A 20551-nucleotide genomic window follows, 5' to 3' on the forward strand; every position below is an offset into this window, starting at 1 on the left:
TTACGCAACAAATCGGTTTCCCGCAATGAGACGACCCGATCCGAAGGGCTAAGGGAAGGGTAGCGCCGCCCAATTCCGAAACCCGATTTGTTACGCAACACATTCGCTGGTTTATCTGCAATAATGCATATGCGCCTGCATGGTTGCCACGTACGTCTTCGCGACATCCGAAAGCAGCGAAGTGCTCCTCGGCGGCCCGAGACGAACTGACGGGGCATCCCATTTTTATGCGGCGCGCAGAGGGCACGGGCTTTTTCCTTTCCGACGACAGCCTTTCGCTGAGACGGACGCCCGCGCAAGATGAGGAGGGTATCCGCCACAGTTACCACACTGCGTCGGCGCTCGCATGCAGCGAACCACCACAAGGCAGATACCCTCCTTATCGATGGTTCGGCCGCATACGCGAGAACAAGACCTGACTTCAGCCGGGCCTTTCGCTGCTATGAAATTGAAAGCGCCTCCCTCTCCGGGCAACGCAGTGTGGTACCGCGCATTGTACCACCAGCCGGCACCCCGCAACCCGCCTATTCGACGCTTGCAACCCCTCTATCGGCAACGTGAGCTATTCCACTTCGAACTGGCTCAGGTCGATGCCCAGCGACTCCGCTTTCCGGCAGAGCTCGTAGCCGTCCATCGACTCCACCTCCGCCAAATCGAGCAGCGCCGCCGGAAAGCCGCCGAACATCGCGGTGCCGCAGTAATCCACCAGGTATTCCCGCAAACGGTCCACATCGATAGTCGCCATGCCCGCCCCTTCCGCTACGCACGCAGCTGATTGATCGGCACCACCACGACGCCATCTTTCCGCGTGTACATGGGGCCGACGGCCGTAAGAACCATCCTGAACGCCGGGCTTCCCTCGCTGCTTTTCTGCGACACCTTCTCGGCCAGCCGATTAAGCGACGCCGCCCCTGCCTCGATTGCCTGCTCGCCGCCCAGCTTGACCTCGACAGCGCCCCACTTCCCGTTCGGCCAGCGAATCACCGCATCGCATTCCAGCCCCGTGTTGTCCCGGTAATGGAAAAGCTCCCCCCTGGTCACACCGCTGTAAACACGCAGGTCCCTCACCGCCATGTCTTCGAAGAACAGGCCGAACGCATTAAGGTCGCCCATCAGATCGGCCGGTTCGATTCCCAGCGCACAGCAGGCCAACGACGCATCCGCGAAATGACGCGTAGGCGTAGACCGAATAGAAGTTTTCGAGCGAATGTTGGGTGACCACGCCTCCATGTCCTCTATCACGAAAATGTCGCGCAGGGCCTCCAGATACGAATCCATGGTTTTGCGGTCGATGGCCCGCTCGTCTGATTGGCGCACGTCGTCCATCAGGGTCTTCACCGACGCCTCCGACGAAATGTTTCGCGCGTAGCTTCGCAGGATTGCACGGAACAAGTGGGGGCTTTTGCCGCGGAACTGCTCGTTCTCGTAATCTTCGAAGACGAACAGCCCGTCGTAATAGTTCCGCGTGACATCCAACGCAACCTGCCGATCGGAAAGAACGGAAATGGGCCACCCTCCCCGGCAGACGAGGTACGCCACCTCTTCGAGAGCAAAATCCTGGTTCAGATCGGTGGGGACGGCGGCGCCCTGTGCAATTTCACCCAGAGAAACAGCCCCCGTAGAATCGCCCGATTCATGCAGGGACATGGTTCGCATGGTCACGGGAACAATGCGCCCTGCGCCCGAGTGCTGGATCTGCTTCTTGTCTACCGGGGTACTGCTTCCCGTCAGAAGGTACTGGCCGAAGCGATACTCCTCGTCCAACTGGGCCTTGATGCAATCCCAAATCTCGGGGGCCTTCTGCCACTCGCCGATAAGACGAGGCTTCTCCCCCTGCAGAATGCCCTCGGGATCAATCCTGGCGAGCGAGATTACCTGGCTGTTGTTCAGCCTGACGAAGCTCTTCTGGAATCGCATGCACGTGGTGGTTTTGCCGCAAAACTTCGGGCCGGACACGAGAACGGCCCCCGAAGACGCAAGGGCGCGCTCGATAGTGCTTTCGATGTAGCGAGACCGATACATGGACTGCCTCCTTCATTCTGGAGTCATCATAGCCTATTCCCGCTATTTTCGGTATCTTATTCCCACTTTTTTCAATGGTTCATTCCCACATTTTTCAGCGATTCATTCCCACTTTTTTCAGTCTGAGAACCACACTTCTCGCGTTTTCCCTGATAAGCACGAAATATCGCCCCTGTGCGCAGCGGCTACTTCGCTCTGCCGGCTACGGCTACGAAGCGGGTGTTAGCAGCGAAGACGAGCTCGTCGCCGGGACGGAAGGGCACCGGGGCGCTTTGCCAGCCCTCGCGCTCTTGCGCCGGCGGCTCCACCACCATGCGCTCGCGGGTGGCACCGTCCACCAGCACGGTTCCGTTGCGCGACTCCAGCCCCTCCACGTACCAGACGCCGTCGTCGCCGCGCCAGATGCGCGCGTGACGGCCCGACACGTCAACGCCCACGTCGCGCAGGGACCCTTCCTGCTCGGCCAGGGCGCCCACCACGGTTTCCGCGCCCGGCTCCGCAGCCAGCCAGAAGGGCGCACCCACCACGTAGCCGTCCACGATGCGCAGCAGGCCCATGGTTGCCACGTCCGCAAGACGCTCGGCCGCCTCCGCCATCCCCTGCCCGGCCGAGCCCGTCGGCGCAGACGGCGTCACCACCTCGGCGCCGTGCAGCGAGCGGATGTAGTCGATAGTGTAGGAGGCCGCTTGGGTGGCATCGGCGCTGCACCCGGCGGCTACCAGCAGCGTCAGCGCCACCTCGGCCCGCTGCGATTCCGTAAGTCCGTCAACCGTGCCCAGGCGCCCCAGCACGTTGCGGAACAGCGACGTGTCCTGCCCGCATTCCGAAAGCGCACGCTCCATGGAAACACCCGCTGACCCGCACACCTCGTCAAGAATCTGCTGGTTGGTGAAGGCGCGCTTGGCCCGCGAGCGCAGCACCGACGCCACCTTCACGGCGCTTTCCCCGTAATCGGCGAAGTAGGCGGTCTGCAGCGTCTCCACAGGCGCATGCACCACGTAGCGCGACAGCCACACCCGGTCGTTCGCGCGGCTGGCAGGACTCACGCCGTTGGCCAGCGTGCGGTTCGACAGCACGCGAAGCGCCAGATCGCGATGGCTGATGCCGCCCCACCGTTTCATGATGTCGAACAGCTCCCCCGCGGGGGTGCGCACAGCGGCCATGCCTCTTCCGCCCTTCCTTTAGCTTCAGCCGGAATCGCCCATGCAAAACCGGCTTGCTGGTTTTCCAGAAGTCTAGCGCATCGGCGCCGCCAGCAGCGGGCGCATCGGCCGGCGCCACAGGTTAAACGCTACCGCCTTTCCCGGAAACACCCTGTGCGGGCCGCTTCGCCGTCGCCCATACCGAAGGCGCGCTCATCGAGTACTCCAGCACCATGCCGCACCAGGCCGCCGACGAGCACGCAAGGGGAGCAACGCCGAGCAGTCCCTTCATCGCCGCCGGATCGACGGTAGCGCTAAGCACGAACGCTTCCACAGCCACAGCCACCACGGCCAGCGCCACGCTCCCCCGAACAAGACCCGAACGCTTCCGCCCGCCGCGCCAGCGCACCAGGTAGCCCGCAGCCGCCGGCGCCAACGCCAGCGCGGCCACCAGCGGAAAGCCCCATTCCAGAGAACAAGGAAGCGAGCCCACGGCCGTCACGCGCACCCCCGAGCACAGCGCAGCCGCCGCGCACCCAAGCCCCAGGGCAACAACCACGGCCGCCCAGCGCGCAAGGCGAGCCCCCGCCCTACGGCGAGCTTCAAGTCCGCCGGCCTTGCGGCGCTCGTCGAACGACCAGTCCTGGAAAAGCGGCTCGCCCTGAAGCGCCGCGACCACGTTTGCCGGGTACGCCTCCACGAAGCCCGCCAGCCCCTCGCGCATCTCCGCAGCGGACGGCCGATGCCGCTGATCGGGCTCCAAAGCAGCCAGCACCACTTCGCCAACACGCTTGTCGACGCAGGCCAGAGCTTCCTTCAGATCCTGATTGCTTGGGGAGAGCCGCTCGTCGGCCAGCGCTTTGCGCACCGCGGCCACCGCCTCCCCCTCGCGATCCAGCGCCACCGTCACATCGGCGCTCTCGCCATGGGCAGCGCGCACCGGCAGAGGCAGCTCGGTGGTCTTGCGTAGGTAGTCCGAGGCCACCTCGGCACCCTCGCCGCCAGTCGACGAGCCGCCCAGTTGAAACGGCGGGCGTCCGCACAGCAGCAGGTACACCACGCTGGCCGCGGCGTACACGTCCACCGCCGGGCTCTTCCGCATGTCGGCCACCCGCGCCACGTCCGCAGTCAGCATCTCGGGGGCCGCGTAGTCGGGCGTGGCGCCCTGGGGCGCGCCGTAGCGCACGGTCAGCGACGACGCCCGCGCTGGGAGCACGGTGGAGCCGAAGTCCACCAGCACCAGGTCGAACTTTCCCTGGGCCGCCTGCTCTTCCACCGAAGTGCGCTGCGTGCGGATCATCACGTTGGACGGCGAGATGTCCCGATGCACCAGGCCGCCGTCCACCAGCTCCATGCGGGATAGCAAATCGAACAGGTCGCGCCCTATGGCGGCAGCCACCAGGGGCGACAGCCGTCCGTCGTCGTCCACCGACAGCCGACGACGCGCCTCCTCCAGCGTCTGGCCCTCCACCCATTCCATAATCAAGGCAGGCTGGCCGTCGATGCGCCCCTGGCCGAACAGCGTGGGGAAGCCGGCGATGCCTGTGAGCAGCCGGCTGGACTCGTACTCCCGACGAAAGGCCGCCTCGCGCCGAGACGCCAGCGCCTGCTGCTCTTCTTCGGTCAGGTCGGCGCCCTCTTCGGCCGTCAGCACCTTCACGGCCAACCGGTCGCCCCAGGCGTTCTCGGCGTACAGCACGCGCCCGAGGCCGCCCTTGCGCGTACGCCCATCAACCACGAACAGCGTGGAGTAACGGCGCACTGCAGAGGCGCGGTCATCGTCGTCCAGGAAGGCGACCGGCTTGAAATCTTCCAGCACGACCATGCGCCGACCAGCCGTTTCCGGCGGCGGCTCCAACGGCATCGCCGATGCCTCAGTTTTCTCTTCTGCTACCACGAGAATGATTCCTCCACACAAACGGGCAACCCGACGCCGCTTACAGGCGGCTTGCGGCTTCCGCTGCCGCTTCTAGATAGTCCAGCTTGCCGCCGTACCATCCGCCTCCGACGGGAACCGACCAGGTATGCCCGCTCAGAACCGACGTGTAGCAGTCGGTGCACGTCCATTCCCAATCGTTGGGATTCGCTCGGTCGGGGCAGTTCAGGTAGTTGCTGCAGAACGTGGAAAGCAAGCTGGCGGCGTTGCGCAGGTTCTGCCAGCGCTCGGCCCACACGGCCGCCTGGGGCGCCAGATCGGGGAACTCGTCGGCACCGTAGTCGGCCAGGTAGGCGTCGCATGTGGCAATGCAGCTGTTCGCGTCGGCAAGGGCGTACGAGGCGTCTCCCCACGTGGCTATGCCCTCCGTGGTGAAACCGCCGTCGTACCACGACACGGGCAGGCTTGCGAACACGTTCGACAGCACGGCGGCCACATTGGCGGACGCCGAGGGCATCTCCTGCATCCTCGTCCACGCGTTGGAATGCCGCGCGTCGTAGGCTTCCTGTTCCGGATCGGCGGCCGGCGGCTCGGCGCTGGCTTCGGCATTACCGCCTCCGCTGCCGCCGCTGCTGCCTTCCGAATTCGACGGGGAATCAGCCGAAGACCCGTCGGATGCCCCCGACGCGCCAGGCTGCGCAGACGATGGCGCCGAAGCGTACTGGCGCGCCGTCACCGAAGGAGAAGACGACGCGGGCGCGCCTTCGCCGGCTGCGTCGCCCTTGCCGTCATCGGCCTGGCCGTCGCCTTCGGCCTCGTCTGTCTTCGGCTGGCCGGCAGCGTCCTCCGCCGACTTCGCAGCGGATTCGCTCCCGCTCTGCGGATTGGGTTGCTGCGCTTCGTTACGCGCCGCAGGGGAAGCGCTGGACGCCGCAGGCTCTCCCTCGGTCGAATCGTCGCTTTCCTGGGGAAGGGCCGCGTCGGCCGCCAGGGAATCGAAGGCCGTGCGGGCGTCGAGTGCCGGGGGAACGGCGAAGGCGAAGCCGACTGTCGAGCACAAAGCAGCCGTCAACGAACCCGCAACCAGCAGGCCATGACCCCGCGAAAACCCCGTCAGCATTTTCGATATACCCGCCATTATGAATACCGCACCTTTGCGCTTCGCGTCCCTGCCCCTTGTCCTGCCTCGGTGCGACCGTCCCTTGCTCGTCGCACCCTTTCAGGAACGCAGCGATTCTAGCACACCCCGCCCCCGGGCTGCAGCATGGCGCTTGGGGCGCGCCGCCCACGCGGACCGGCGGCCTTGGCGCGCTTTGCCGAGCGACGCCCAACGCCCGACACGCAAAGCGGCCCGAGCTTGGAACGCCCGGGCCGCGCATCGATGACTGCCAAAGCCTTCGCAGCCGCCAGGCGGCCACGCGAGCAGCGGCTATTCCATGCCCATTTCCTTCTTCAGGCGCGCCAGGTCGTCGTCGACCGCGGCGGTCATGCCGGCCTGCTCGTACTTCTTCTCAAGCTCGGCAGCGGGGTCGGCCGGAGCGGCGGTCAGATCGGCCTTCGCGTTGCTGCGGTCGAGCATCTCGTCGGCCTTGCGCTCCATGCGGTCGAACGCCGCGCGGGCGCCTTCGCTCTTCGTGCCGGCACCCACTACCTCGTTGACCTTGTCCTGGGTCTTCGCCACGGCAGCCTTGGCCTTGATGGTCTCCTTGCGGGCGTTGAGCTCCTGGATGTCGGCCACCAGCTTGTCGTGCATGGTGCGCATCTTGTCGGCGTTGTTCTTCGCGCCCTCGTAGGCGATCTGCAGCCCGTCGGTGCGGCCGGCCAGCTCCTGCTTCTTCTGCAAGAACACGCGGGCGTCTTCCTCGTTGCCGGCGGAAAGGGCCTTGCGTGCCAGGTCCTCGTAGCGGTCCATCTCGGCCTTGTTCTCGTCCACCAGCCGCTTGCAGCGGGTCTCCTCGGCCATGACGCCGGCCGTGGCCTCGCGCACCTCGGCCAGCTCCTCGGTCAGCTCGCGCAGGTACTGGTCCACCATCTTCTGCGGGTCCTCCGCCTTGTCCAGCAGCTCGTTGATGTTGGCCTTCACGATGCTCGTGAATCGCTCCAGTATGTTCGCCATGCCAGTGTTCCTTTCTCTATGGTCTCCGAACAGCCCTTTGACTTCCGGACCTTCCCTTTGCTTGCGACGGCCGACGAAGGACGCGCCGGCCGCTCCGCCACGCGCCGGTCGCCACGTCTGTGACAGTCCTGCCGCGCAGCTGCCCCGCCGTTTACTTCCCGCCGGTGGTATCCACCGGTTCGTACTTCTTCGCTCGCTCCTCCACGTCCTTGTCGCCGAACTGCTCCAGCGGCGTGCTCAGAATCTGCTGCATGCGTTCGGCCTCGCGCTTCTTCGCCTGGGCCCTGACCAGCACCAGCACGCACACTCCGGCGACCACTACGATAACAACAAACCCTATCACCACGGGCACCACCGGAGAAGGCGTTACCGACATGATGCGCTCGCCGGTTTGCGCGAAGGCGTTGCTGAAGAACGAGTTCTCGTCGTTGTCGGCGACCCACTCCTGCCGCAGATACGCCTCGAAGATGCCCAGCGCCTCCTCGTCCAGAATGGTACGCGTTTCGCTGCCCGCCCAGTAGGCCCAATAGAAGCCGTCGTCGCGGGAGTCGTAGCAGAAAGCCATGAGGAAATGGGCATCGTCGGTGAACAGCTGGCTGTACAGCTGCTGGGCGCGCGATTGAAGCTCCGCCGCCGAGCGTATCGAGTCGTTCGGGAAGATGTAGACGTAGGGCTGGATGCCCGTGAGCTGGAAGAACTCGCGCAAGCCCTTCTCGAGCGTGGCCGGCGAGGTGATCCAGTCGCCGTCCTCGTCGGTGTAGTAGCCGGTTTCGTTCACGCTGTTCGCGGGGAGCGCCTGGCGATCCTTGGTGGATTCGGGGATGCCGCTGCTCGAGCAGTCGAGCAAGCCGAACGACGCCGCCAGCAGCAAAACCAGCGCCAGCGCGGCAATGATGATGCCCACGGTGGCGCAGCCGCCCGAGCTGCCGGAAGGCGCTGGGGATCCGCCGGGGGTGGGGTTGCCCGGGCCGTTTGAGCCGCCAGGAGTAGGGCCGCCTTGGCCGCCCGATCCGTAAGGGTTGGCGGGCGGCATGGAGGGGCCGGGGGTGCCGTTGTTGATGGTGACGCGGGGCATGAAGATGGAGGGAAAGCCGAACACCGGGCCGCCGATGCCGCCGCCATGGCTGCCGTGGCTGCCTCCGCCGAAGGAACCGCCGGTGCGACCGCCGCGACCGCCGATATGGCCACCCCCGCCGAAGCCGCCCCCAAAGGAGCCGCCGCCTCCGCCGAAGCCGCCTCCGCCGCCGAAACTACCGCCCGACCTGCCCATAGCGACCCTCGCTCTCGCCGTCGAATCCGAATTGCGCCGACCAGCCGCAGCCAAACAGCGCTATCGTTTCATTATCGACGAATTCGCTCGGCGTTCGGCTCCCCTTCCGCCTCCGACAGAAAACCGATACCTTCCTAAAGCCGTGACCGCTTCCGCACCCGCGCGACAACCTCGCGACCTGCGGCAGGAGGATGCGTCACCACATCCACACCTACGGCGCGCAGCACCCCATGTGCAAGCGCAGCAGGCGAACGCACGCGCCCGCAGCGGGCGGCCGCACGGCCTAGATGGAGTCGGCGATGGCCTCGTCTTCGGGCAGGTCGGCGGCCTCTTCGGCACGCTCCAGCTTCGGGGAGATGCCGCCGTCCTTCGGGCCCTTGTCCTTGCCGTGGCCGTGACCGCCTTTCGAACCGGTGCTGCGCGGGATGCCCGCTTCGCCCACCTCTTCCAGATAGCGCTCCATGCTGAACCGCGCGATGTCGGAGCGGTTGATAACGCCCACAATGTGCCCGTCGTCGAGCACCGGCACCTTCTTCAGGTGGTTCTCGCCCAGCACGCGGCACACTTCCGGCAAGTCGGCATGCACGTCCACGCCGATGATGCCCTTCGCGCCGATACTCTTCGCCGGCATGCCCATGAGCTCGTCCAGCTTGCGCTTGAAGTCCGAGTTCGAGCCGTCGGCGTCCACCGTGCGCATGATGAGCACCACCGGGTCCATCACCACGGTAGAGCGTTTCGCCAGGTAGCGCATGATGTCGCCGTCCGACACGAAGCCCACGGCCTCGCCCGCATCGTTCACCAGCGGGATGGCGCTCACGCCCTTGTCCACCAACATCTCCACCGCTTCGGCCACCGTGGCGTTCTCGGGCAGCGTGTACACGTCGCGCTTCATGATGGACTCCAGCACGGTGCGGCGCTCGTTGCCCACATCGCGGGTTTTGGCGTCGCCCGGCTTGTCCTTCACCAAGGCGATCACCATGCCGAAGCAGATGATGCATAGCAGGGCCGACACGGCGAAGGACACGTCCACACCGAAGAAGCCGGCCGCAACAGGACCCATGGCGGGCTCGGCCAGGTTCGTCGACACGGTCATGGCCGACACGATCACGGCCGTGCCCAGCGAGCCTGCCACCTGGCGCAGCGTGTTGTTCACCGAGGTGCCGTGGTTGACCAGGTCGTTAGGCAGGGCGTTCATGCCCCAGGTGGTGATGGGCATGTTCACCAGCGACAAGCTGAACAGGCGCACCGTGTACAGGATGGTCAGCCACACAAGGCCGGTGTCGGGGCCCAGGAAGCAGAAGCACAAGGTGGTGGCCGCCAGCACGCCCGTGCCCACCAGCGACAGCACGCGCGGTCCGTGGCGGTCGAACAGGCGCCCGGCGATGGGGCCCATGGCACCCATAACGATGGCGCCGGGCAGCAGCACCAGGCCCGACGTGGTGGCCGAGTAGCCCATCATGGTCTGCAGGTAGATGGGCACCACGATACCGGCCGCCAGCAGAGCCGCCTGCACGATCATGCCCAGCACCGTGGCGATCAGGAACTTCTTGTTCTGCAGCACACGCACCTGCAGCATGGGGTGCTCCATGGAAAGCTGCCGGCGGAAGAACAGCACCAGCGCCACCACGCCCGCCACGCTGCCCACGGCCGCGTCGATGGAGACGCCGTAGCTGCCGATGAGCGAAAGCCCGTACAGCAAGCCGCCGAAGCCCAAGGTGGACAGGATGACCGAGGGCACATCCAGCTTCGCGTCCTTGTCGGTCTTGCCGCCGTGATCCAGCACGAACAAGCCGATAACCACCACAGCCACCGACAGCCCCGCGATGATGGCGAACATGTCGTGCCAGGTAGCGCGATCGATGATGATGCCGGCCGCCGTAGGGCCGATGGCCGGGCCGAACGCCACCACAATGCCGAAGAGTCCCATGGCCGTGCCGCGCTTATCGACGGGGAACGTCCACATGAGCACCGTCATGACCAGCGGCATCAATATGCCTGCGCCCATAGCCTGCACCAAACGGCCCACCAGCAGCACGGCAAAGTTGGGGCCCCAGCTGGCCAAGCCGCTGCCCACCGTGAAGATGGCCATGGCCACCAGGAACAGGTTGCGCGTGGTGAAGCGGTCGATCAGGAATGCGGTGATGGGAATCATGATGGCGTTGACCAGCGTGAATCCGGTGGTAAGCCACTGGGCCGTGGCTGCGTCGACGCTCATCTCCTCCATGACCGACGGCAGCACCGGGGCCACCACCGTCTGGTTCAGCACCGTAACGAACGTGCCAAACACCAGCACGGCCAACATCATGATCTGCTTGCGAGTAAGTCCCATGAAAATGCCTTCCAACCTGCTATTTCGCGCTTATGTCGGCAAGGATTCAAAATTCTTGCCGCCGATGTATGTCCTATAGAGTCAACGCTTTAGCATACGCCTGTGAGCGCATAGAAGGCGGCCATCCGCAAGAGCTTCGCGGAAGCGGCACCATTTCGCCACCTAAGCGCAACGGGAGAGGAGCGGGCGGCGGCGGGCGGCGGGCGGCAAGCCGCGGGGCCCCTGGCGGCCCGAAGCGGGCCGCCAGGCTGCAGAAGCTTTGACGGGCCGGGGGCTGGCGGACGGGAACGGGCGAATCCCGCAAAATCGTATGTTTGCGCAGCTTTTCCTGCGCAAGGTGCCGATTGTGCGGGATTGCGCCCCTCGCGGCTGCAGAGGCAGAGCGCTCCGGGCGAGCCGGCAGCTAGTGGGCGGCGGCCAGGAGCTCTCGGGCGTGGGCGAGCGACGCCTCGGTGGCGGAACCGGACAGCATGCGGGCGATTTCGGCAGGGCGGTCTTCGGCGTCCAGCAGCGAAAGCGTGGTTTCGGGCACGCCTTCGGACTCGCTCTTGCGAACCAGGTAGTGGGCGTCGGCCCGCACGGCCACCTGGGCCAGATGGGTCACCACGATCACCTGGTGGGTGCGCGCCAGGTCGGCCAGCACGTCGGCCAGAGCCACAGCAACCGAACCTCCCACGCCGGCGTCCACCTCGTCGAAGACCAGGGTATCCACCGCGTCTGCCTCGCCGAGCACCACTTTCACCGCCAGCATGACGCGGCTCACCTCGCCGCCGGACGCGATGCGGGCAAGCGGGCGCTCCTGCATCCCGGCGCCGGGCTTGAACAGGAACTCAACGCTGTCGGGGCCGGCTTGCGTCCACTGCTCGCGCGGAAGGGGGCTCACCTGGCATACCAGCGACGAGCTGCCCATTTCCAAACGGCCCATCTGCTCGCTTACCGCCTCAGCGAACCGCGGGGCGGCATCACCTCGCGCAGCGCGCAGCTCATCGGCTGCGGCGGCCAGGGCCTGCTCCGCCTGATCCACGGCCTTGCGCGCCTGCTTCTCCAACCATTCCGCATCGTCCACCAGCGCCACCGCCTCGGCAGCGGCCTCGCGAGCAGAGAACACGTCTTCCATGCGCGGACCGAAGGCGCGGAGCAAGCCTTGCAGGGCCGCCATGCGCTCTTGCTGCTGCTGAAGCTCGTCGGGGTCGAACTCGATTCCGTCTCCGTAGGACGCCACGTCGCGCGACACGTCTTCCAGCACGTAGCCCACCTCGCGCAAGGAATCGGCGTAGGGCTGCAGCGTTTCGTCGAAGCGGGCACCGGCCTCCAGCGCGCTTACGGCGTCGCTGAGCGCGTCCATGGCGCCGCCGTCGTCGGCCAGCGCACCGTGAGCTCGCAGCGCGGCCGTGGCCAGGGATTCCGCATGCTCGGCCCGGGCCAGGTCGGCGGAAAGGCGCTCGTACTCGCCAGGCTGGGGGGACACCTCGTCGATGCGCTTCAAGGCGAACCGCGCGTCGTCTAGCTTCGCGGTGGACGCCTGGCCGGCCTGCAGCACGCGGTCGAGCTGGGCCTGGGCCTGGGCGGCGGCGCGGAATGCCTCGCGATAGGCGGCAAGCGGAGCCTGCACGCTTTCGGCAGCCCAAGCGTCCAGCAGCACGCCATGGGTATGGGGGCGCAGCAGCTGCTGATGCTCGTGCTGGCCGCACAGGTCGATGGTGGGCGCAACGGCCTGCGTCAGCTCGGCCACGCTGGCCATGGCGCCGTTGATGGTAGCCCGCGAGCGTCCCTCGGCCGTCACCTTGCGCGTGACCACCAGCTCCTCAGGCTCGACATCGGCGGCGACTACGGCCCCCTCGCCCGCGCCCGCATCCTCGCACGCGGGATTCCGCACGAAAATCCGGCCACTCACCGTCAGGCTCGGCGCGCCGTCGCGAACCGCCGTTTTATCAGCGCGCTCGCCCATGAGCAACTTCAATGCCGAAAGCAGCGCCGTCTTGCCGGCACCGGTCTCGCCCGTGAGCACCGTCAGCCCCGCGCACGGCTCCAACGCCGCCCGACGGATAAGCGCAACGTTCTCAACCTGTATCTCGTCGATCATGAGCTTCGCTCGTTTCGTCAATCAGAGGGCTTCGCTTCGCCAGTGCACTATAGCAGAGCGACGCTCCCTCTACAGCCCTTCCGCACAGGCATCCCATGCCCTGTCCGCAGCTGCATGCCGCACGGCCGCCTGCCGCTCTTCGCTTTAGAAAGCTGCGTCCAGCGGCTCACTCACCACCACATTCTGCGCACCTCGCTCCAGTTCCGTGAGCTTTTGGAGGAAGGGAGGCTGTGTGCCGTCCAGCATACGCAGGTGCAGGGTGACCGCGTCGGCGAAGGAGCTGTCGAGCACTTTTGCCCCGGTGTCGGACGCAATACGCAGCAGCGACTCGTAGTTGGCGTAGGACGTGCGCACGGTAAGGTCGATGCAGCGCGACACCACCACCAGCTCGGCCGCCTGCACCGCCGCCTGGGTTGCCTGGGTGTACGCGCGAACTAGGCCGCCGGTACCCAGCAACACGCCGCCGAAGTAGCGGGTGACCACGGCAACGACGTCGGTAAGACCTGCGTGCTGCAGCACTTGGAGCGTGGGCAGACCGGCCGTCTTCTGGGGCTCGCCATCGTCGGAGTAGCGCACGCGCGGCGTGGGGATAGCAACCCGCCGCGTACCTTCGCTAGCCGCCGTGCTGGCAACGGCCCCGCTGACAACAGCCTCACCAACAGCAGCCCCCGCCGACCGCAAGCCCTCGCCGCCGGCAATGGCGGCCGACGATTCCCCAGCCCCCTCGGCAACGGACGCCCCCGCCTTGCCGCTGCCCACAACGTCGGGCGCCGCCCGCAGCGCTCCTTCGGCATCGCGCAAGATGTAGGCGTACACGTTGTGACGGGCCATACGGTTCGCCGCGCGGATCTCTTCCAGGAAGGCCAGCGCCTCAGCCTCGGTTTCCACGTGGGCCAGGCTGGCGATGAACCGGCTCTTCTTTTCCTCGTACTCCCCCACCGCGCGCCCGGCAATAGTGGTGTAGCCCGCAGCCGCAGCGGAATGTCCGGCCCCTATGTTCGCCTTCTCTTTCATAGGCAGCAGCATAACACGAATTCGACGCTACCAGCCGACGCGCTTCCCCGCCGGCTGGTGCAGTTACCGCGCTTGCAGGGGAGGACTAACGGCTTAGGGCCAACCCTGCACTTGCGGAAAAGTCGATGCCAAGGAACGACGAGGCCCTAGGCCTGCGGCGCCTCCTTAAGCGCGTGAGAGAACATGATCTCCATGGCCAGGTCGCTTGCGCCTTTCGCCACTAGCAACGCGCCCAACACCATGACCAGCGCCACCGTGGTACCGAACGGGTTGATCACCACAATCACGCCGCCGACAGTCACCAGCGCCGCCACCACCAGCATGGGAATCCAGCCACTACCCGGGTAGGCACGCATCTCGACGGAGCGCACGATGTTCACCAGGCCGCCGATCACCATGAGAATGCCCAGCAAAAACGAGAACACGCTTGCGATCGGCTGCGGGAATACGAAGACGACCAGCGCCGCCACCAGATATCCGATGCCCACGATAAGCACGTTGCCCGCCAGCGAACGAGCGTCGCCCAACCGCGCGTACTGGAACAGAGTGAACGCGCCCATGACCACGCAGTACGCGCCCATCACGTACACGCAGGTGAGCGTTGCGGTTTGCGGCATCAGCAGCAGAAGCAGGCCAAGCGCAATCAACAGCACGGCCTGCAAAAGAGTGCTCGACCTTACTTTCTGGAAAAACGCCTTCGCAGACAGCGGATTGGTTTTGTCGTTCTTCTTTGCCATGGTTCTCTCCTCGGTTCGTTCGGGGCCTCGCTCGGGCGAGGGTCGGACTGCGATTCTGGTGAGCATGCTACTAATCGTTTACGTTGCTGCGGCGGCAGAGTGGTTTCCCCTCGTCAACAGCTTCGCAACAAGCAAAAGGAAGAGCGGCGGCGAAGGGGCGAACAGCATCGCAGCCCGCCCCGTTCGCGCCCGCACCCCGCCCGCCGACCGCCCGTCGCTGCTCACGCCCCGCCGCAGGCGCCCCCGCGCTCGCCTCGCCGCAGGCGCCGCCGCACGGCCGTCGTCTATTCACGAGAGTTGCTGGCCGGCGCCCGTCAGCCTGCGGCCGCTCGGAGCACCCTTCCTCCGCCTGCAAGGAACAAAAGCCCGCACAATCGGCACCTTGCGCAGGAAAAACTACGCAACCATACGATTCTGCGGGCTTTCCGCCCCCCGCTCAGCTGATATCAGTCCGTCCGTCGCCGCACCCGCTCACTCCCCCCTTCGCACCTACCGCCCACGCTGCCTGTCTCCGCAAGCAAAACGGGCGACATCGGAAGAGATGGGCGGAGACGGCGTAAGGGACAAAAATGAAGATAGCGGGAGAAACGAAGGAGCCGACGAACGAACGAGTCGGACGCCGGCATGTCCAGCAGGACTCGCACAACAAGCTGGACAGCATGAAAGCAAGCTGCATACAAGGCTGCCCACAAGCGGCGAAGGTCAGGCCGGACTCAGCCAGACCCCGTCGGGCTCGATCGGTGCTTCTGCGTTGGGAGCCAAGCGGCTATCGAACAGCTGAGCGCCACAGAGCAAATGTGCTCAAACGATGATGACTAAATCCGCTGCAAGATTATGCTTGCACAATGCCAGCCAGCAGCGTATTATTCACTGTTGCAGCTTTTCTTGGCGAGCATTTGAAAAGCAGCCCACAGTGCGGGATGGAGCAGTCTGGTAGCTCGCCGGGCTCATAACCCGGAGGTCGTTGGTTCAAATCCAGCTCCCGCGACCAAACTTTCAGCCACCTTCGGGTGGCTTTTTGTTGGGTTATAGGACACTGCATATTGCTGGGGTTATGTTTCAGTTTTCGTTGACGGCGGCGGCGACAAGACCAGACACGCCCAGTAATTCATTTTGACGCTCGTCATGCACGACCAGAGCGAAGATATTGCTCGCAATATAAGCATTTACGAACAGACTCTTACGGTTGCCGACATTCCAAGTATTCCGTTTCATTCAGAACCGTTGCTCAATGGCCACGGTGATTATGCAGGCTTAACCCTTGCACAAAGAAAGAAGATTCTGGCGGCATTTGCTTCTTTGGTCAGATTCCTTTCAATCGAGCACAAGTCTTTCGTATACAAAAAGTCGCACCTTGACAGCATAGAAAAGCTCGCCAACCGCATGAAGCGTGACTTATCATCGGCGTTTACAGAGAACCTGGAATTCCTTCAGTCTTTCGAGCACGTGAAAAACTATTACGACAATGGGCAAGAGCTCGTCAAACGTGCCCTCTATGGGCCAATTGAGCTCGTACTCTCGAAGCAAGCCATCGAGAGAAAACGCACCACCATGACCGAGTGCAGATTGGCCCAAGTCGCCGACTATCTCTGCACAATCGAGCTTGCCGCTGCAAGATACGCTATCAAAGAAGACGGAGGAACTTACGAAAAGTTCTTCGGCGACATTGGCTCGTTTAAGAAGAACTGGTTGAGGCAAGCCACGCGAAAGACCATCGGGTAGGTTATTCAATACGAGCGAAGCATGAGTGGATGCGATAAACCACCTAATCGAACGGCTGCTTGAACGCATCCCGCTGTCACCCCGACACGACTCAAAGGAGGTATGCTCATCAGCTCGTTGGCGAGAGCGGATAAATGCAGCACCGAGGTCTCGATGCGCCGATGCGGGACTTCTCGCTCATCCACGAGAGCGCGGAAAAGGCGTTCCGCGAGATTGTGGATATAGCCAGACGGCTTCTACAGCGAAGCCTTTATCGCCCGCACCGAACGCCGGACCTCGTATGCGCCGACAAGCGAGGCAGCATGGCAAATAGGACGGCCGCGCATAGGGCGCGCGGCAAAGCAAAACTCGACCGGAGCCTGCCCTCGTATTCTGTTTGCTTTGCGGACGCGGTTGGTCTGTATTTTGCCAGCTAAGGAAGCATCCGTTTCTCTATCGCCAAAGCAAAGCCGCTTGACTGATTCATGTAGCCAAATCACTTGATGATATATAGGTATAGACCTATAATATCGCTTATACTGCTATATTTGTATTTGATGGAGGCGACATGCCGTCAGAAGCTCAAAAGAGGGCGGACCGAAAGTACAAGCACGACAAAACGCGCCAGCTCTGTCTGCGCTTCTACCCGGCAGAGGCCGAGATATGGTCATTCCTATCAGCGCATGAGAATAAGCAAGGATTCCTCAAAGAGCTTATCAGCTCTGCAATGGAATCTGCTTCCCCTGGAAATGAGAGCAGCTTCTCCAAACCGGATATAAGCAGATCAGAGCATGCTTCTTCACGACGCGGAGTATCAGCGAATGGTTCCGCTCGCAATGGAGGATTGGATACGGTTGAAAGGGCGCATTTATAATGATGCAGGTAGACAAGTCTTCGGTCATCCAGCCGGAAACCATACTGGACTTCATTGATGGTACTACTCAGCGCAAGGACACGCCTGAGGAGCGCGTACGTCAGGAGATCCTGAAGTCGCTTGTTCGCGAGTACGGTTACAAGAAGGACCAGATAGAGGTCGAGTACTCCATCAAGTTCGGGAGCAGTCGCAAAGCTGTGGACGCCGCTATCTGGAAACCGGGACAAGCGCACACGCAAGAAGGCATTTACATCATTGTGGAGTGCAAGGACCCCAAAACCAAGAGCCGCGGCAGGAAGGACGGCGTGGACCAGCTGCACTCCTATGCCTCCGCTTGTATGAACTCGACCTACGGTATGTGGACGAATGGCGACGAGCTGCTCACCTTCCGCTATGTCATAGACAAAAGCGACAAGCGGGTTCCCGACCCCGTCCCCGACCTTCCCCATGCTGGCGGCGAGGTGCCCAATGACGCCCCAAGATTCGATCAATTGCGCCCCGCCGCCAGCGACTCGCTTCTCTACTCGTTCCGTCGCTGCCACAACTACATCGCGGGCAACCAGGGCATCCAGAAGGCCGAGGCATTCCTCGAGCTGCTAAAAATCATCTTCTGCAAGATTCAGGATGAGCGTGATTCATCGTCGCCTACCTTCTACATCACGCCGGCCGAACGGCAGGGCGCTGCCGGCAAGAAGAAGTGCCGCAAGCGCATCGAGAAGCTGTTCGAGAGCGTAAAGCAGTCCTACGAAACCATCTTCAAGGGCGACGAGCAGATTGGCCTGACAGATGACGTTCTCGCCTATATAGTCTCTCGGCTCCAGATGTACTCGCTGCTTGAAAGCGACGTCGATGTGAAGGGCCATGCCTACGAGACCATTGTCGGATCGAATCTTCGCGGCGACAAGGGCCAGTTCTTCACGCCTCGCAACATGTGCCAGATGATGGTGCGCATGGTCGACCCCGACGAAGATGATGTTATCCTGGACCCGGCTATGGGGACCTGCGGTTTTTTGGTCACCGGCATGAATTACGTGCTCGAAAAGATTGGCGAGTCAGTCGAAGCTAGCGGCCGTAGCAAGGAGGGCAAGAAGCAGGCGCTCGACGGGCGCAAGAAGAACTTCCTCGCACGTCATATTGTCGGCATCGACTTTGACCCCATCCTAGTGCGTGCTTCCAAGATGAATATGGTCATGAACAACGACGGCACTGGGCAGCTGTTCCACGCCAACTCGCTCGAACCATTCTCGTTCTTCTCGCCCGAGCTTCAAAAGGCGCTCCGCCTCGACGCACAGGACGTGAAAGAGAACAAGGCGTTGCAGGAGGGGCATGGCGTTACGGCAATCATGACCAACCCGCCGTTCGGCTCCAAAATTCCCATCGAGGACCCTGTCATTCTTGAGACCTTCGACCTCGGCCACTCGTGGTCTTACGTCGAGGACGACCTCGAATGGGTAATGGACAGCAAGCTCGTATCGCGTCCGCCCGAGATCCTTTTCATCGAGCGGTGCATTCGCCTGTTGGAGCCCGGCGTCGGCGTGGCAGCCCTCGTCATCCCGAACGGCATCCTGGGCAACCCTGGCCTCGGCTACGTGCGCCAATGGATACTGCGCCATGCGAAGATTCTCGGCTCCATCGACATGCACCCTGACGCCTTCCAGCCTAACGTCGGCGTCCAGACGTCCGTGCTTGTGCTGCGACGCTGGGACCGCGACGAGGAAGCCTATTGCAAGGACGGCACGTTCCAAGATTACAAGATATTCATGGCCATCTGTGACCATGTTGGCCACGACAAGCGCGGCCAGACCACCTATGTGCGCGACGACGAGGGCTATCCCATCGTGCGCGAGCAGACCACAGCGGTCACCGGCATCGTTGCCTCCGACGAGGAGAACGAACACGCCTCGAAGGAGCGCGTAATCGACGACGAGACGATGGCGATTGCCAATGCCTTTCTTGAGTGGAGGCGAGATCAGTGACAAGCGGTCCTTTGGTGAAGAGCGTTCGCCTGTCCACCATCCTCGGAGGCGACACGCGGCTTGAAGCGTCGACCTACCTGCGCGACGGGTACGGATTTGTGCGCCTTGCCAACCAGTGCAAGAACCACGTGAGGCTGGGCGACCTCGCCGACATTTGGCAGCCGAGCAGGTTGACAGGATATACCATGCCTGATGGCAAGGGACTGCCTTTCTTTACGGCGGGGCAAGTTTTCGAAGACTTTCCAAGGGTGCGCAAATGGTTAGCCGCGCCGTTCGTGCCGCAGGCGGACACCCGATACGTCAAGCAAGACTGGCTGTTACTCTCGTGCTCTGGCGTCGTTGGCAACATTATCGCAGTGTACCCGCATCACCTGGACAAGATCATCACGCATGACCTTCTGCGCATTGTTCCAAAAGACGCAAGCGAGTACGGCTGGCTTTACGCCTACATGAAGACCAATTTCTTTAAGCAGATTGCGCAGGCCGCGCAGTACGGCCACATGATTAAACACATTGAGGTATCGCATGCAAGCGAGTTCCCAATTATCATGCCCGAAAATGACGTCCGCGAGACCATAGGTGAAACCGCAAGGCGGGCGGTACTGCTAAGGTCGAAATCTTGGAAGATGCGCGATGAGGCATTCTTGACACTCGAGAAACACGTAGGTGTATGCCGTGACAGCGCGACGCAAGCGCAGGCGGCCAGTCAGGGTGAGGTTAGCCTTGCTGCCGTCTTGCAGAACAGACTGAGGCTTGATGCGGATAGCTTTGTCGGCGCAATCAAAGACGTCGACGAGATAATTGACGCCTGCAATTGGGACTACCTTGGCATTTTGACCAGCGATGTAGTAGAGCCTACGCGTTTCAAACGGTTCTACGGAGAGTCGGACGTACCTTTCGTTGGCATTTCTGAGTTGTTTGATGTCAATGCTCAGCCTACCAAACACGTTTATCCCAAGCTCATCAAGGGCTATCAGCAGTTCATGCTTGAACCGGGCACACTCGTAATGGCACGCTCGGGGCAAAAATACGGAATACTTGGACGCGCACTCAAGATTACTGAGAATCATCGTGGCATGATGGGCAGCGACCACCTAACGAGAATCTACCCAGACGAAACGAAACTGCTCTCAGGGTATCTTCTTGCATTCCTCAACGATCCGCTTATCGGAAGGCCATCCGTCATTCGGCATGCGTTTGGCACTTCAATCCCAGAGCTTGCACCTACCGATATCAAGCGAATCAGAATTCCCCGGCTCGGAGACGCCAACGAGAAATCTATTGCCGACCTGATGGACGAGTCAGTGAGGATGTCAGCGGAGGCAGATAGACTTGAGAATGAAGCGACACGGTTGGCGCAAGAACAAATCGATCTGGCTATAGCCCAGCTCTCAGATGACAAGTGAATCGC

At 62.9% G+C, this 20551-nt stretch carries 14 protein-coding genes and 1 tRNA gene; 4 read left to right on the forward strand and 11 right to left on the reverse strand.

Annotated elements, in window-relative coordinates; all coding sequences use genetic code 11:
- Nucleotides 1-562: 562 nt before the first annotated feature.
- From NFR41_RS09585 to NFR41_RS09635, 11 genes are all read right to left on the reverse strand, one after another.
- A complete protein-coding gene (locus NFR41_RS09585; RefSeq protein WP_251231672.1) occupies nt 563-745 on the reverse strand; it encodes a hypothetical protein in 183 nt (60 codons plus the stop codon).
- Between the two features lie 14 nt (nt 746-759).
- Nucleotides 760-2022: an ATP-binding protein gene (locus tag NFR41_RS09590; RefSeq protein WP_251231673.1), complete on the reverse strand. Its 1263-nt coding sequence runs from the start codon at nt 2020-2022 to the stop codon at nt 760-762.
- Between the two features lie 185 nt (nt 2023-2207).
- Entirely contained in the window at nt 2208-3185 is a 978-nt protein-coding gene (locus NFR41_RS09595; RefSeq protein WP_251231674.1) for an FHA domain-containing protein, read from the reverse strand.
- Between the two features lie 121 nt (nt 3186-3306).
- Nucleotides 3307-5061: a protein kinase domain-containing protein gene (locus NFR41_RS09600; RefSeq protein ID WP_251231675.1), complete on the reverse strand. Its 1755-nt coding sequence runs from the start codon at nt 5059-5061 to the stop codon at nt 3307-3309.
- Nucleotides 5062-5101: 40 nt separating this feature from the next.
- Entirely contained in the window at nt 5102-6178 is a 1077-nt protein-coding gene (locus tag NFR41_RS09605; RefSeq protein WP_251231676.1) for a hypothetical protein, read from the reverse strand.
- A 291-nt stretch (nt 6179-6469) separates the two neighbouring features.
- A complete protein-coding gene (locus NFR41_RS09610) occupies nt 6470-7156 on the reverse strand; it encodes a PspA/IM30 family protein (protein ID WP_160213434.1) in 687 nt (228 codons plus the stop codon).
- A gap of 151 nt (nt 7157-7307) precedes the next feature.
- Nucleotides 7308-8426, reverse strand: coding sequence for a hypothetical protein (locus NFR41_RS09615; protein WP_251231677.1), 1119 nt, complete (start codon nt 8424-8426; stop codon nt 7308-7310).
- A 283-nt stretch (nt 8427-8709) separates the two neighbouring features.
- The gene (locus NFR41_RS09620) at nt 8710-10755 is read right to left on the reverse strand and encodes an MDR family MFS transporter (RefSeq protein ID WP_251231678.1); all 2046 of its coding nucleotides are present in this window, start codon (nt 10753-10755) and stop codon (nt 8710-8712) included.
- A 403-nt stretch (nt 10756-11158) separates the two neighbouring features.
- Nucleotides 11159-12838 (reverse strand): DNA repair protein RecN, encoded by a 1680-nt coding sequence (recN, locus tag NFR41_RS09625; protein ID WP_251231679.1) that lies wholly within the window; start codon nt 12836-12838, stop codon nt 11159-11161.
- 144 nt (nt 12839-12982) lie between these two features.
- On the reverse strand, nt 12983-13852 hold the full coding sequence (locus NFR41_RS09630) for an IMPACT family protein (RefSeq protein WP_251231680.1): 870 nt from the start codon (nt 13850-13852) through the stop codon (nt 12983-12985).
- 146 nt (nt 13853-13998) lie between these two features.
- On the reverse strand, nt 13999-14589 hold the full coding sequence (locus tag NFR41_RS09635; protein WP_251231681.1) for an HdeD family acid-resistance protein: 591 nt from the start codon (nt 14587-14589) through the stop codon (nt 13999-14001).
- Between the two features lie 914 nt (nt 14590-15503).
- On the opposite strand from NFR41_RS09635, the gene NFR41_RS09640 reads away from it, so the two are divergent.
- The 4 genes from NFR41_RS09640 to NFR41_RS09655 all read left to right on the forward strand — a co-directional run bounded on the left by NFR41_RS09640 (nt 15504) and on the right by NFR41_RS09655 (nt 20546).
- Nucleotides 15504-15580: transfer RNA gene (locus tag NFR41_RS09640), tRNA-Met, on the forward strand.
- Between the two features lie 134 nt (nt 15581-15714).
- Nucleotides 15715-16311 carry an ABC transporter gene (locus NFR41_RS09645; protein ID WP_251231682.1) on the forward strand — a complete coding sequence of 199 codons (597 nt, stop codon included), beginning with the start codon at nt 15715-15717 and terminating at the stop codon, nt 16309-16311.
- A gap of 852 nt (nt 16312-17163) precedes the next feature.
- Nucleotides 17164-19140: a type I restriction-modification system subunit M gene (locus NFR41_RS09650; RefSeq protein WP_251231683.1), complete on the forward strand. Its 1977-nt coding sequence runs from the start codon at nt 17164-17166 to the stop codon at nt 19138-19140.
- A gap of 11 nt (nt 19141-19151) precedes the next feature.
- Nucleotides 19152-20546, forward strand: a complete 1395-nt coding sequence (locus NFR41_RS09655; RefSeq protein WP_251231684.1) for a restriction endonuclease subunit S domain-containing protein — start codon at nt 19152-19154, stop codon at nt 20544-20546.
- Nucleotides 20547-20551 lie beyond the last annotated feature (5 nt).

This window comes from Adlercreutzia aquisgranensis (assembly GCF_943193145.1).
GTDB classification, from domain to species: Bacteria; Actinomycetota; Coriobacteriia; order Coriobacteriales; family Eggerthellaceae; genus Xiamenia; species Xiamenia aquisgranensis.